Below are 13,316 nucleotides of genomic sequence, written 5' to 3'. Positions count from 1 at the left end.
TTCCTCCCTATTTTCGTTACATTAGCTTGCGCATGACTCACATTCAAGTAATTCTACAGAAGTAGAACGTACATAGTAGGTTGTTTTGATGCCGCTATTCCAAGCATTTAAGTGTAATGCTAATAAATCTTTTGCTTTTACTGTGTTTTGAACATAAAGGTTTAGTGAAATACCTTGATCAATGTGGCGCGCACGTGCAGCATTTTGTTTAATCGTCCAGTTTTGGTCGATGAAGTATGCTGATTTGTAGTACCAAGTTGTTTTTTCATCTAAATCCGGAACCGTTACAGGAATCTTATAATCTTTCTTCTCTTCAGAGTATGACTTTTGGAAGATTGGATCGATACTTGCTGTTGAACCTGCAATGATTGATGTTGATGAGTTTGGTGCAACTGCCATCACATAACCATTACGCATACCGAATTCACCGATATTCGTACGTAATTCGTTCCATTGTTCGCTATCATAACCATGCTTATCGAAGTAAGCACCTGTTGCCCAGTCAGAACCTTCAAATAAAGGATATGAACCTTTTTCTTTTGCTAATTCATGTGATGCTTTAATTGTTAAGTAAGCAATTTGCTCATATAGTGAATCCGCATATTCAACTGATTCATCTGACTCCCAAGCGATACCTTTTTTCGCTAATAGGTGATGCCAACCGAATGTTCCTAAGCCAATACCACGGTAGCGAGAGTTTGTACGCTCTGCTTGTGCTACAGGGATTGTATTTAACTCAATTACGTTATCTAGCATACGTACTTGGATTGGAATCAGACGCTCTAAAACATCCTCTGGTACAGCACGACCTAAGTTGATTGAAGATAAGTTACATACAACGAAATCTCCAGGTTTACGACGTGTCACAATCACATCGTCTTCTAATGTTACAGATTCAAATGTTGTTGCACTCATGTTTTGCATGATTTCTGTACATAAGTTAGACGAGTAAATCATACCTTCATGGTTGTTTGCATTTTGACGGTTTACTTCATCACGGTAGAACATGAATGGTACACCTGTCTCTAGTTGTGAACGCATAATACGTTTCATAATATCAATTGCTTGCACTGTATCACGTGAAAGAATTGGGTTGTTTACACATTGTAAGTATTTTTCGCGGAATGAACCTTCGCCACGTTTTTCATCGTATGAATCTTCTAAATCAAAGCCCATTACTGTACGTACTTCATGTGGATCGAATAAGTACCATTCTTCACGCGCTTCTACAGCTTCCATGAAGATATCTGGTAAACATACGCCAGTGAAAATATCGTGTGCACGCATACGCTCGTCACCATTGTTTAGTTTTAAATCTAAGAATGGGAAGATATCTTTATGCCATACATCTAAGTAAACAGCGATTGCACCTTGACGTTGACCTAATTGATCAACTGATACTGCTGTGTTGTTTAATTGTTTGATCCAAGGAATAACACCTGATGATGCCCCTTTGAATCCACGAATTGATGACCCACGGCTACGTACTTTACCCATGTAAATACCAATACCACCACCAAATTTAGAAAGTGTTGCAACATCTGTGTTTGAATCGTAGATACCTTGTAGCGAATCGTCTACTGTATCAATGAAACAAGAAGATAGTTGACCATGTGTTTTACCCGCATTTGATAATGTAGGTGTTGCAGTTGTCATGTATAGGCTACTCATAGCCCAGTAAGCTTCTTCAATCTTCTTTAAACGGTCTACTTTCTCATCTTGCATTAATGTCATTGCAATGACTAACCAACGCTCTTGTGGAAGTTCTAAAGGTGTTTTATCGAAATCACGTGCAACATAACGATCTAATAATGTTTTTAAACCAATATATGTGAATAATTCATCTTTTTCTGGGTTAAGTAAGTTCGCAATTGCTTGGCGCTCTTCTGCTGTGTATTTTTCGATTAGGAACGAATGATATAAACCACGTTCTACTAATTTTTCGATTTGTTCTGGGAATGCTGTATAAACCTCATCAATATTCGCAACACCACGTTTATCCGCCGCTTCTTTATACGTTTCTACTAATAGGAGACGTGCAGCTACAAATGTCCAAAATGACTCGTCTTCATCCAACATACCTAAAGCATCTAAGCTTAACGCTTTTGTCCATTCTGCATCATCTGCATCTGGATGTTTTGACATGAAACGCTCATGCTTGCGTAGTAGTGGACTAATTTCTTCACGACCATATTGTTCTTCTAATTTTTTTAATAAAGCTTCTCTACCTTGTGTCATCATTTGTACCATAAGACCACGACTCCTTCTATTTTTTGACTATTTTCCCATTGAACTCCTCAAAACAGCTGCAAATAAAATAACAGTAAACGACATATCCAGCAGAATATGATTCACTGTTCCATTTTGACATGCATCCATTCTTCATCTGAAAAATCGTCATGTTGTGTTGATTACATGTATGATTAAAATTCTTTTTATCCTGTAATTTACGAAGTTAAACAAAAAAAAATAATATAAATGAGCGATTATTAGTGAATATGTGCCCAAAACGTTGTCAACACAATATATTGTGTTCCCTCAACTTTTTTTTCAAATATCTTGTGTTTTCTTCTTTATCTAATCTAACATAATCGAAAAGGTTGATTCAAGATTAAAGTCGAAATTGAAGAAAATCATAGCAAAAGGCCTACAAAAATTCGTCCCCTCAAAAGAAACAAATTCTTTAGACGGATTTTCATTTTTTTTCATATCGCTTTTTTGATATGTCGAAAATCCACTATAAAAAACACTTGCATTTTGAACTATTTTGTTAAAAAAATAATCTTTTTTTATTTCACCTATATTTTCAATTGTTTAAAGCGTTTTATTGTAAAAAAACACTTTATTTGTTATTTATACTATTTTTTTATATGAAATAAATTTATTTCAAAAAAATAAATTTGATTCAAAGACTAACTTTCTTATTATAGAGTATTTAAGCGTGCTAAACTAGTCTATACATTTAGGAATCGATGAAATTTCATTTTTGTTACGGATTCGACAATGAAAAGTTACTTGACTTTTCTTCTTCTCATATCTTTATCATTCCTTATAAAATATACATTTTACGTCTTTTTTATCTTTTTAAGAAAGCTTCGATAATCGTGAACATTTTTCGATAAATTGGTTCATTCAATTGCACATGAGGAAAAGCTGTACTATTATTAATCCTATATAACTAATTGAGGTGAAAAAGAATGCCATCGTTTTACGGAATACAATTTGTTGCGATTATGATTTTTTTAATCACATTCGTCACATCTTTGATTGTTGGAAAATTATACGTTGTTTTAATTGGTTCATTGATCGCCTTCACACTCATTATTTTATCTTTCGTGCAAAGAAAAAAAGTACTTGAAGCGAAAAAAGCCTCTGAACAAGGCTAATCTTTATTTATAATAAGGCTTGGATACTTTTTGTATTCAAGCCTTTTTCATATAAAAAAGCCTCGACATATAACATATGTCGAAGCCACTTCTCCTAAAAGAAAACAATCCAAGCTAATACTGCTGCTAATACAATACGATAGATTGCAAATGGCATTAACTTGATGCGTGAGATTAGCTTTAAGAAGAATTTAATCGATAGCAATGCAAAGATGAATGCGCTAATAAAACCAACAATATAGAAATTCAAATCATCCGGATTAATATCTTGATAATGTTTAAATAGAGACAGACCACTTGCACCCGCCATAATCGGCACAGCCATAATAAACGTAAAGTCAGCTGCTACACGATAATCTAGCCCTAGAAGTACACCACCTGATATAGTAGCGCCTGAACGAGAAAATCCTGGCCATAGTGAGAGACATTGGACTAAGCCAACTTGGAAAGCTTGTTTATACGTTAAATCATCAAGCGACATGACACGCGGTTTCTTCCATGCAAAACGGTCAGCAATCATCATAAAGATGGCTCCAATGAATAAGCCGATAATAACCGTCTTAATACTAAATAGATGCGCATCTATGTAATCCTCAACAAGCACACCTAGTACACCAGCAGGAATAATCCCTACAATAACATGTAATAAGTTAAAACGATGGTGTTTCGTTTGTCCTTCAATATGATAAAGACCAATCAAACTTAGTAGTCTCTTCCACATGACGACAACAACAGCAAGTATGGATCCTAATTGAATCACAATTTTAAATGTATTCGCTGAAGAACTACCTAAAAAATCTTTTGTTTCGTTACATCTTCTCGTCCTGTTAAAACACAGACATCTTGTATTACAATCGTCTCGTCTAGTAACATTTTCACTTGTGATTCTTCCATTCATGAGAAAATGACATACATTGCACAAAAAAAGCCGCACCTCGTCGGCACAGCTTTTTTGCTTGTTTTTGAAGGTTGCAATTAATCGCGATCGTCACGCTCATAATCTAAAATTTTTCCTGTTTTTGCGCTAATTTCTAGCTCATACTCGTAGTTTCCTTTTACAAGTTCTACTTCATATTTGCCATCATCTAATTCGATTTTTACGACTTTCGCATTTGGTACTTTTTTCAGCGCAATTTTTTTCGCTTCTGCACGTGAAATGTTCGCTTTTTTCACTGGCTCATAGTCTTTATCAGTGATATAGGCTTTGCCGGTACGTTTTTTTACTTCGACCTCATAGACATAATTCCCTTTTCGGATATCAAACTCATATTCACCATCATCTGCGTCACGGTCTGCTTCGATGATTTTACCATTCACTTTTTTTAGTGCAATTTTCTTTGCTTCTGCAAAGCTAACACTTTTCGCTGATGCAGTCGTTGGCGTTGCATCACCTTGTCCTGCTGCGGCATAGCCGACAATACCTGATAATCCAATTGTTGTTGCTAAAACAGTCGTTGTGAATATTTTTTTCATTTTTCATCCTCCTAGTTTGTTGTGCCTCTTGCTACTTTTTACTATAAAGGTTAAAAATGAGAGTGCTTGGTGAGAAACATTAGAATTTGATGAGAAAATCATTCATCCCATGTAATCGATAAAATTTCACCCGATAATGCATGAATTTGGAATACTGCTTCCGCTTCGTCGCCATCAATTTCAATTAAATAATAGCCGCCATCTGATGTGCTACGATACGATAATGCATCTACTTCTCCTTTTAACTCTTTGTTTGCAATCGCAATTGCCTCTTCATCTGTTAGTACTTTTGTTGTCGGTGTCTTCTGTTCTTTTTCAGGGGCGCTATAGCTTCCTGCAATTTTCACTAGCTTATTCACATGTCCATCAAGCTCATCAACGGTCATGTTATAGGTCACGCCATCTTTCTTAAAACGGAAAATAACCTGGTCATCCTCCTGCGCGACATACTTCGGCTTCACATCATATGTTAATTGAATACGCTCAATTAGCTCCTCATGGGATAAAGGCTCTGGCTTAATGGTCTCTGCCCACACGAAATAAGCGCTCCCACTCACCACAACTAACACTAAAATAACTAGCATAAGTGTTTTACGCATTCAATCCCTCCTACTCATATGGCACATAGCAATGTAATGTTGTTCCTTGTCCTACTGTGCTCTCAATTTCAAGCTTCACATGTAATCGCGTTGCTAATTCTTTCGCAATCGCAAGCCCAAGTCCTGTACCACCAGACTTGCGATTACGGTCCTCGCTCACACGATAAAAGCGCTCAAAAACTTGCTTCAATTTATCTTCCGGAATCCCTTCGCCGTAATCACGTACTTGAATATGCACATGCGTAGGCTCACGCGTCGCCGTCAATTCAATCATGCCTTCGCTATAGCGCCTTGCATTATCTAAGAAAATAAATACGAGTTGCTTGAGCTTCGTCTCATCTGTAATGCATGATGCCTCGTCCGCACTTACGCTATAGCGCGCACCATATACCTGCGTCAGCTGATCTGCCATCTCCTCAAGCATTTTCTTTATATCAACGTCTTCAAAGACAATTGATTGCTCATTATTTTTTGCGAGCGCAAGCATTTGTTCCATCATCGCCTTCATGCGTTTTGATTCGCCAGCAATGGCCTCAATGGCTTCCTGTGTAATTTCCTCATTCGCTGTACCACGTCGTTTTAATAGGCTTGCATAGCTTTCTATAATCGTCAGCGGCGTGCGTAGTTCATGCGATGCATTAGATAAAAATTGCTCCTGCTTGCGATAATTCTCTTCAATTTGTGCAATCATGCCATTGAATGTATGACCCATTTCATATAGTTCATCACGCCCTTTAGAAGTGATTGGTAATGTTTCAAACTCACCTGTTTGCTTGTTTCGGCGCATCGTCTGAATCAAACGCTCAATCGGCTGTGTAATAACGCGAGCAAGCGCCATATTCGATAATAAAATTGGCAACATTGCAAGTACGGTCACAATTGTTAACACAAGTCGCAGCATATATAAATTACGCTCCGTCTCCTCTAATGATTGTGACATTTGAAGCTCCGCAATTTCTCCGTTCTCCCAAATAAATGGTGTGCTCGTACTCATAAACGGCGTATCATCCGCCAAATGAATCGCATAGGTAGCACCTTTTTCAAATGTAGGTTTAAAATCTTCTAAATCAGAGGTTGTCTGCACTGTTAAGCTTTTTTTACCTGGCTGTACAATCGATACGACACCATCTGACGGCACATATGCCCGTAGCATTTCCGTCGCCTCATCGCGATTATCCGTTCCTTGTAAAAGCGTAATCAAATCCTCGCCACGCTTAATTACATGTGATGCCTCGCTGTCATAGGTCATCTTTTCATAAACGTAGTAAACAGCTAAATCCGTACAAATGAGCATGAGTAGCATGAGGGCTGTTGTATACGTATGAATTTTTGTTCTTAGCTTCAAGCTACCCCTCCTTCAATACATAGCCGACACCACGTACGGTCTGAATTAGTTGGGATTCTAGTTTCTGGCGTAAATAACGCACATAGACATCGACCACATTCGTATCCCCGTAATAATCATAGCCCCATACCGCATCTAAAATTTGCTCACGCGTTAAAACCTGCTTCGGATGTGCAATAAAATAGGCTAGTAGTTCAAATTCACGCTTTGTCAGCTCAACTGGCTCCCCTTGCCACGTCACCTCACGCATTTGTGTATGTAGACGCAACTGGCCAGCCGTGAATAAATACGGGTCGGCTTCTTCAAGCGCCTCCTTTTTACGAAAACGTAACGTCACACGAATTCTCGCAAGGAGCTCCTCCATTTCAAAGGGCTTTGTAATATAATCGTTAGCACCGAGGTCAAGCCCTGCCACTTTATCGCTCACTGCATCCTTTGCGGTCAATAGTAACACCGGCGTGTCATATTCCGTTGCACGAATACGCTTTAATACATCTAAGCCATTCATCTCTGGCAGCATAATATCTAATAAAATTAAATCCCATGACTGCTCGCGATACAAAATTAAGCCATCCGTTCCTGTATGCGCGACACCCGTTTCATAGCCTTCAAATTGAAGCTCTAGCTCAAGTACACGTGCAATTTTTTGTTCGTCCTCAATAATTAAAATACGCTCACCCATCGACTCACGACCCCTTGTGTTTTTTCTTCATTTTAACAGGTATTTCTTAGAACACGATGAGAAAAAGCATAAAAAAAGAGGTTCGGACATCCGAACCTCTTTATAGTTTCTTCTATTATAAGAAAACAATAATCGCTAAAATAATCGCCACCACAATACGGTAGATGGCAAACGGCACAAGTTTAACGCGGTCAATCAATTTCAGGAAGAATTTGATTGATAATAATGCAAATATGAAGGCACTAATAAAACCGACTGCATAAAAGCCCATATCAGCTGGATTAATTTCGTTCCAGTGCTTGATAAGTGATAGACCACTTGCACCCGCCATGATTGGTACAGCCATAATAAACGTAAAATCAGCTGCTACACGATAATCTAGCCCTAGAAGTACACCACCTGATATGGTAGCGCCTGAACGAGAAAATCCTGGCCATAGTGAGAGACATTGGACTAAGCCAACTTGGAAAGCTTGTTTATACGTTAAATCATCAAGCGACATGACACGCGGTTTCTTCCATGCAAAACGGTCAGCAATCATCATAAAGATGGCTCCAATGAATAAGCCGATAATAACCGTCTTAATACTAAATAGATGCGCATCTATGTAATCCTCAACAAGCACACCTAGTACACCAGCAGGAATAATCCCTACAATAACATGTAATAAGTTAAAACGATGGTGTTTCGTTTGTCCTTCAATATGATAAAGACCAATCAAACTTAGTAGTCTCTTCCACATGACGACAACAACAGCAAGTATGGATCCTAATTGAATCACAATTTTAAATGTATTCGCTGAAGAACTACCTAAAAAATCTTTTGTCTTGAGCCACATATCATCGACAATAATCATATGCCCTGTAGATGATACGGGTGCAAACTCCGTTAGACCTTCTACAAGGCCTAGTATAATGGCTTTTAAAATTTCACTCACATGCGTATGCTCCTTTTACCGCAAAGTTTGGTATCCTTTGCACTATTACCCAAATGATAGCACAGACATACCCTTTATTTTTTTTACGACTTTGTAAATTTTATATCGATTCTCCATAATTCTGCTCGACTATTTGTACGGATAGGTGGTCCCCAAAAGCCAAATCCAGATGTAGTAATTGCGTGCAACTGCTCGACCTTTTTATAGCCATAATCTAACGGAAATGATAAACGCGTAAGTAATTGATTAGGCCACATTTGACCGCGATGTGTATGTCCAGAAACTTGTAAGTCCGCACCTAGCTTTGCGGGTGTTTCGATGTCTTTTGGTGTGTGTTCCATAATGAACCATGGGAGTGGTGAATCCATTTTCAACGATTCAAGTGGTTTACGATTTTTATTCGTTACATCTTCTCGTCCTGTTAAAACACAGACATCTTGTATTTCAATCGTCTCGTCTAGTAACATTTTCACTTGTGATTCTTCCATTAACTGAACGGTTTTTTCAATTTGATTACCATAATACTCATGGTTTCCTAAAATGCCGTACACTCCATGTGTTGCTTCTAATTTCTTCATTTCTTCCATCATATTATTCTTTTCATACCAATACGGTAAATCATCTACTAAATCTCCTGCTAAAAAAACAAGGTCCGGTTCTTCTGCATTTGATAAACGAACAAATTTTTTCAATTGACGTTTTGGCATCACAAGACCTAAATGAAAATCACTTCCTAAAACAATACGAAGTGTTTGATCTGCTAATAAGTCATTCTTAATGATAATTTCTTTAATACGTGTAACAGGCGTATAAGCATAATAACTACCAAATAAGAAAATAAGAATGAATAGCTGACATACAAAAAATTCAATAAGATCTCTCGAGCTATTTGGCGCTAACCAAATAATGAGATTCGTAATTGGGAAAAGCAATATACCATATTGAAAAAATGCTAACCAATAATAGCCAATAATTGTGAAAACATCTAACTTATGTGATAGTCGTCCGATTAACATACTAAATCCAATCACATACCAAATTACATAGAACGGTATTTTCCATGTAACTCCAAACCAATCATATAAGAATGTATAAACATTCCAACCTAAATAAAACACGACAGCACTATATAGTAGAAAAGCTAAAATAGATACACTATATTTTTTCATGTTGTTCCTCCTCAGTGTCTATATTTTGCCATAATTAAACAGCGAAATACAATTCCTATCTATAAGTCGCATAGGTTCTCGGTCTCTAGTCCTAGTCGAAAATCCTTTTGAGGACGGTTAAAAAGCTTTAAAAATCCACGTATCATAAAGGTATCAACAGAAGGGAGGCGCTTTTCACATGAGAAAAGTATGGCTAACACTTTTAGGAATCGTAATCGGTATTACAGTGGTGAGTTTATTCGGACCACTAACAGGTTTATTAATATCTGCTGCTGTTTTATACGCAGGTATTCACTTCTATTTGAAGGCTCGCTCAACATTTGCAAAAGTTGTCTGGGTAATCGTTGGAATCATCGGTTTAACATCAGGTATCTCAAATATTCCTGGTTTAGTGGCACTTGTTGCAGTAGCAGGCGGTTACTTCATCTACAAGAAGTGGAATCAAAAAGAAGCTCAACCTGTATTTACACAAAAATCAGATGATCCATTCACAAACTTTGAAAAACAGTGGAACGAATTACAAAAATAATAATGACAAAAGGAGGTAGTGAACAATGGGTTTACTACAACGTTTAAAATATTCAATCGAGGCAGACTTACATCAATTTTTCGATAAAAAAGAGGAAAAAAATCCAATCGCGATGTTAAATCAATATATTCGCGAAGCTGAAAAGCAAACAGAACAAACAGGTAAGTATTTAGAAAGACAAGGTCAATTAAAAGAAAAGCTTGAGAAAGAACGTGTTCAAGCAATTGAAATGTTCGAAAAACGTCAAGCACAACTAGAATTAGCACAAGCAAGTGGCGAAGTTGATTTAATTGAATTCGCTGAACAAGAAAAAAATGCATACGCAAATCGTATCGCAGCACTTGATCAAAGTATTGAACAAGTAACAAACGAATTATTCGGCTTAGAGCGTAAATTCGAAGAAATGAAACACAAAATCAAAGACATGCGTGTACGTCAATTACAACTAATGGGCAAAGAAAATGTTGTACGTGCGCATCATCAAATGGACCGCGTATTAGACCCTGAATCAACTGGGCAACAAAATCAACGTCTAGATAAATTCGAAACAATGGAACAATATATCGAACGTTTAGGTCAAAAAATTGAACAAGAGCATGAAGTTACTTCAATGGAACAACGTTTACAAGCACTTGAAAAGAAACAAGCTTAAAAAACTTTGTAGCTTATTGTACAATTAAGAAAATAGACTGTCCTTCCTGTATAATAAATGATGTGAAGGACAGTTCTTTTGTATTAAAAAAGAACGACGAGAAATGGAGGTAGCGGCGATGAAACACATTCAAACAAATACGATGACAACTTTGCTATTTGCTGCACTACTTTGCATCGTTGCTGAGGGAATACTTTTTGGAAGTGACATGATGATTTTTGCACTGATTGGTATTGGACTCATTTATGTATCCATGAAAAAACAACGAAAATTATTCTTTTGGCTCGGTTTGGGTTTACTCATTCTTTCCGTTCTCTCCATGTGGAGTTTACGCATTCTATTGTTTGTAACCATTATTTATATACTCCTTAAAATGCGTGAAGACACACCCGCTACTGTTCATGTGAATACTTCTTCTACAGAAGAACGTCCGCTTGAACGAAAAAAGAAAAATAATTTCTTCCAATTTGACGATACACTTAACACTTCTTATGTTTGGGAAGATGTCCACGTTCAAAATTTCGTTGGACAAATTACGATTGATACAACCGATACCATCTTACCGAAAGGGGCTTCTCTTATCTCGATTCGTCAAGGGATTGGTAAAATAACCGTCGTCGTTCCTTATGAAATACCTGTACGTATTTACTACAATGCTTTAATGGGCGAGGCAACTATCATGCAACATAAATACCCACGCCTCTGGAACGAATCACTCGCTGTCAAAGATGGTTATCGTGAACATGAACTCCCTGAACGTGAATTAATTATCGCTGCCTCTTCTTTCTCAGGCGATTTGGAGGTGCTTAGAAAATGACAAAAGTAATTTTACGAACGCTTTTTTTAGCGACCATCTCCTTCGCCTTACTCGCGATGATTTTATATATGTTGTGGGGCGAAAATTCGACACAATGGGAAATGCTCTATGAAAAAAACTATGCAAACTTACCCTATGGCGCTTGGATGTTAATTTTCTTCGGTGGATTTAGTCTATTAATCGCCATGTGGTCAAATTCCCTAACCATTCAAAAAGAGAATCAACTAACCAAACAATTAAATCTTATTTTAGAAGGTCAATTTCAAACAACGAAAAAGCGTCCTGTCTCTAAAAAGAATTTCAAAAAGTTACAGGCGATTGATGACTTAGTTCAAACACAAAAGAAAAGCTTGCAACGTCTAACGAATGACCATGCAAATATTCAAGAAAAAGAAGTACAAGAGCGTCTCATTCAGGAACGCCAACGTCTCGCACGCGAATTACATGATTCCGTATCACAACAATTATTCGCAGCGTCTATGCTTCTATCGGCTACGAATGAAACAATTGGTGAAACACTGCCTGAGGCAAATCAAAAACAACTTCAACAAACTGAAAAAATTGTCCAACAAGCACAATTAGAGATGCGCGCATTACTGCTTCATTTACGACCAATTGCACTGAAAAATAAATCACTAGCACAAGGTTTACAAGATTTACTCGATGAGCTACGTCAAAAAGTTTACTTTAACATTCAAGAGAGACTAGAAGAAGTATCGCTCCCAAAAGGTGCTGAAGATCATGTCTTTAGAATTGCACAGGAAACATTATCGAATACATTGCGCCATGCAAAAGCAACTGAAGTCCAACTACTTCTAGTAGAACGCAATGGTCTTGTCATATTCCGTCTTCAAGATAACGGTGTTGGTTTCTCTATTCAAGATGATGATCATGCTGGCTCTTATGGTTTACGCAATGTAGAAGAACGCGCTGTTGAAATTGGTGGAACATGTAAAGTCGTATCGATTCCAGAGCAAGGAACAATTATCGAAGTACAAATCCCTGTAGAACAGGAGGAAACAAAGTGATTCGTATATTATTAGCAGATGACCATGAGATGGTGCGAATCGGTGTCTCTGCATACTTACAGGCACAACCCGATATGGAAGTCGTAGCTGAAGCTGAGAATGGTCAACAAGCCGTTGAGCGCAGTTTAGAATATCGCCCTGATATTATTTTAATGGACATGGTTATGCCGATTATGACAGGTGCAGAAGCAACAGCAGAAATTATAAAACAATGGCCCGAAGCGAAAATTATGATTGTGACGAGTTTTTTAGAAGATGATAAAGTATATCCTGCGCTAGAGGCTGGTGCGATTAGCTACCTTTTAAAAACGACGAATGCGAAGCAAATTGCCGATGCAATTCGTAAAACATACAGCGGAACATCCGTTTTAGAGCCTGAAGTCACAAACAAAATGATGCAACGCATGCGTTCAAATCAAGATCGTGCCTTACATGAAGATTTAACAGAACGCGAACAAGAAGTATTACTATTAATGGCAAAAGGGATGACCAACCAGCAAATTGCGGACACATTATTCATTGCCTTAAAGACAGTGAAAACACATGTTAGTAATATTCTTTCCAAGTTAGATGTTCAAGACCGTACACAAGCAGTCGTTTATGCCTTTTCACATAATCTTGTACCAAAATAAACAAATGTCGAACAATTGCTCACAATTGTTCGACGTTTTTCATTTATTTTATACTATAATAAATATA

Annotated in this window: 13 protein-coding genes and 1 pseudogene; 6 read left to right on the top strand and 8 right to left on the bottom strand. The window is 37.4% G+C overall.

Going from position 1 to position 13,316, the window contains the following annotated elements; translation table 11 throughout:
• Positions 1-21: 21 nt before the first annotated feature.
• Positions 22-2,250: a ribonucleoside-diphosphate reductase subunit alpha gene (locus tag QN089_RS01155; RefSeq protein ID WP_285215762.1), complete on the bottom strand. Its 2,229-nt coding sequence runs from the start codon at positions 2,248-2,250 to the stop codon at positions 22-24.
• Between the two features lie 947 nt (positions 2,251-3,197).
• Between QN089_RS01155 and QN089_RS01150 the strand changes: the two genes are divergently transcribed.
• Positions 3,198-3,386 (top strand): hypothetical protein, encoded by a 189-nt coding sequence (locus tag QN089_RS01150; RefSeq protein ID WP_068456277.1) that lies wholly within the window; start codon positions 3,198-3,200, stop codon positions 3,384-3,386.
• Between the two features lie 94 nt (positions 3,387-3,480).
• Here QN089_RS01150 and QN089_RS01145 read toward each other — a convergent pair.
• The 7 genes and pseudogenes from QN089_RS01145 to QN089_RS01115 all read right to left on the bottom strand — a co-directional run.
• Positions 3,481-4,194: pseudogene (locus QN089_RS01145) on the bottom strand (undecaprenyl-diphosphate phosphatase); the annotation flags it as partial.
• Between the two features lie 167 nt (positions 4,195-4,361).
• Positions 4,362-4,859, bottom strand: a complete 498-nt coding sequence (locus QN089_RS01140; RefSeq protein WP_126991003.1) for a PepSY domain-containing protein — start codon at positions 4,857-4,859, stop codon at positions 4,362-4,364.
• Between the two features lie 98 nt (positions 4,860-4,957).
• Positions 4,958-5,458 (bottom strand): PepSY domain-containing protein, encoded by a 501-nt coding sequence (locus QN089_RS01135; RefSeq protein WP_285215761.1) that lies wholly within the window; start codon positions 5,456-5,458, stop codon positions 4,958-4,960.
• A 10-nt stretch (positions 5,459-5,468) separates the two neighbouring features.
• On the bottom strand, positions 5,469-6,803 hold the full coding sequence (locus QN089_RS01130; RefSeq protein WP_285215760.1) for a sensor histidine kinase: 1,335 nt from the start codon (positions 6,801-6,803) through the stop codon (positions 5,469-5,471).
• Position 6,804: 1 nt separating this feature from the next.
• On the bottom strand, positions 6,805-7,485 hold the full coding sequence (locus QN089_RS01125; RefSeq protein WP_020188981.1) for a response regulator transcription factor: 681 nt from the start codon (positions 7,483-7,485) through the stop codon (positions 6,805-6,807).
• 115 nt (positions 7,486-7,600) lie between these two features.
• Positions 7,601-8,422, bottom strand: a complete 822-nt coding sequence (locus tag QN089_RS01120; RefSeq protein ID WP_285215759.1) for an undecaprenyl-diphosphate phosphatase — start codon at positions 8,420-8,422, stop codon at positions 7,601-7,603.
• Positions 8,423-8,505: 83 nt separating this feature from the next.
• Positions 8,506-9,591, bottom strand: coding sequence for a metallophosphoesterase (locus tag QN089_RS01115; RefSeq protein WP_285215758.1), 1,086 nt, complete (start codon positions 9,589-9,591; stop codon positions 8,506-8,508).
• 178 nt (positions 9,592-9,769) lie between these two features.
• Here QN089_RS01115 and QN089_RS01110 point away from each other — a divergent pair, with 178 nt between their 5' ends.
• From QN089_RS01110 to QN089_RS01090, 5 genes are all read left to right on the top strand, one after another.
• On the top strand, positions 9,770-10,120 hold the full coding sequence (locus tag QN089_RS01110; protein ID WP_068456284.1) for a lmo0954 family membrane protein: 351 nt from the start codon (positions 9,770-9,772) through the stop codon (positions 10,118-10,120).
• Between the two features lie 25 nt (positions 10,121-10,145).
• Complete coding sequence (locus tag QN089_RS01105; RefSeq protein ID WP_068456286.1) at positions 10,146-10,772, top strand: PspA/IM30 family protein; 627 nt, start codon at positions 10,146-10,148, stop codon at positions 10,770-10,772.
• Positions 10,773-10,890: 118 nt separating this feature from the next.
• A complete protein-coding gene (liaF, locus tag QN089_RS01100; protein ID WP_285215757.1) occupies positions 10,891-11,589 on the top strand; it encodes a cell wall-active antibiotics response protein LiaF in 699 nt (232 codons plus the stop codon).
• Positions 11,586-12,617 carry a sensor histidine kinase gene (locus QN089_RS01095; RefSeq protein ID WP_285215756.1) on the top strand — a complete coding sequence of 344 codons (1,032 nt, stop codon included), beginning with the start codon at positions 11,586-11,588 and terminating at the stop codon, positions 12,615-12,617. Before liaF ends, QN089_RS01095 begins: the two co-directional genes overlap by 4 nt.
• The gene (locus QN089_RS01090) at positions 12,614-13,249 is read left to right on the top strand and encodes a response regulator transcription factor (protein WP_068456295.1); all 636 of its coding nucleotides are present in this window, start codon (positions 12,614-12,616) and stop codon (positions 13,247-13,249) included. The genes QN089_RS01095 and QN089_RS01090 overlap by 4 nt, the downstream gene beginning before the upstream one ends.
• Positions 13,250-13,316: the final 67 nt, after the last annotated feature.

It is taken from the genome of Kurthia sp. YJT4 (assembly GCF_030219945.1).
Taxonomy (GTDB): Bacteria; Bacillota; Bacilli; order Bacillales_A; family Planococcaceae; genus Kurthia; species Kurthia gibsonii.
The sequence above is the reverse complement of the archived record's forward strand: the minus strand, read 5'-3'. Positions and strand labels throughout refer to the sequence as shown.

What these genes read in the sequence shown, in the direction of transcription:
- QN089_RS01140 (WP_126991003.1), bottom strand. Translation starts at nt 4,859, where the DNA reads ATGAAAAAAATATTCACAACGACTGTTTTAGCAACAACAATTGGATTA.
- liaF (WP_285215757.1), top strand. Translation starts at nt 10,891, where the DNA reads ATGAAACACATTCAAACAAATACGATGACAACTTTGCTATTTGCTGCA.
- QN089_RS01095 (WP_285215756.1), top strand. Translation starts at nt 11,586, where the DNA reads ATGACAAAAGTAATTTTACGAACGCTTTTTTTAGCGACCATCTCCTTC.
- QN089_RS01110 (WP_068456284.1), top strand. Translation starts at nt 9,770, where the DNA reads ATGAGAAAAGTATGGCTAACACTTTTAGGAATCGTAATCGGTATTACA.
- QN089_RS01135 (WP_285215761.1), bottom strand. Translation starts at nt 5,458, where the DNA reads ATGCGTAAAACACTTATGCTAGTTATTTTAGTGTTAGTTGTGGTGAGT.
- QN089_RS01115 (WP_285215758.1), bottom strand. Translation starts at nt 9,591, where the DNA reads ATGAAAAAATATAGTGTATCTATTTTAGCTTTTCTACTATATAGTGCT.
- QN089_RS01155 (WP_285215762.1), bottom strand. Translation starts at nt 2,250, where the DNA reads ATGGTACAAATGATGACACAAGGTAGAGAAGCTTTATTAAAAAAATTA.
- QN089_RS01125 (WP_020188981.1), bottom strand. Translation starts at nt 7,485, where the DNA reads ATGGGTGAGCGTATTTTAATTATTGAGGACGAACAAAAAATTGCACGT.
- QN089_RS01150 (WP_068456277.1), top strand. Translation starts at nt 3,198, where the DNA reads ATGCCATCGTTTTACGGAATACAATTTGTTGCGATTATGATTTTTTTA.
- QN089_RS01105 (WP_068456286.1), top strand. Translation starts at nt 10,146, where the DNA reads ATGGGTTTACTACAACGTTTAAAATATTCAATCGAGGCAGACTTACAT.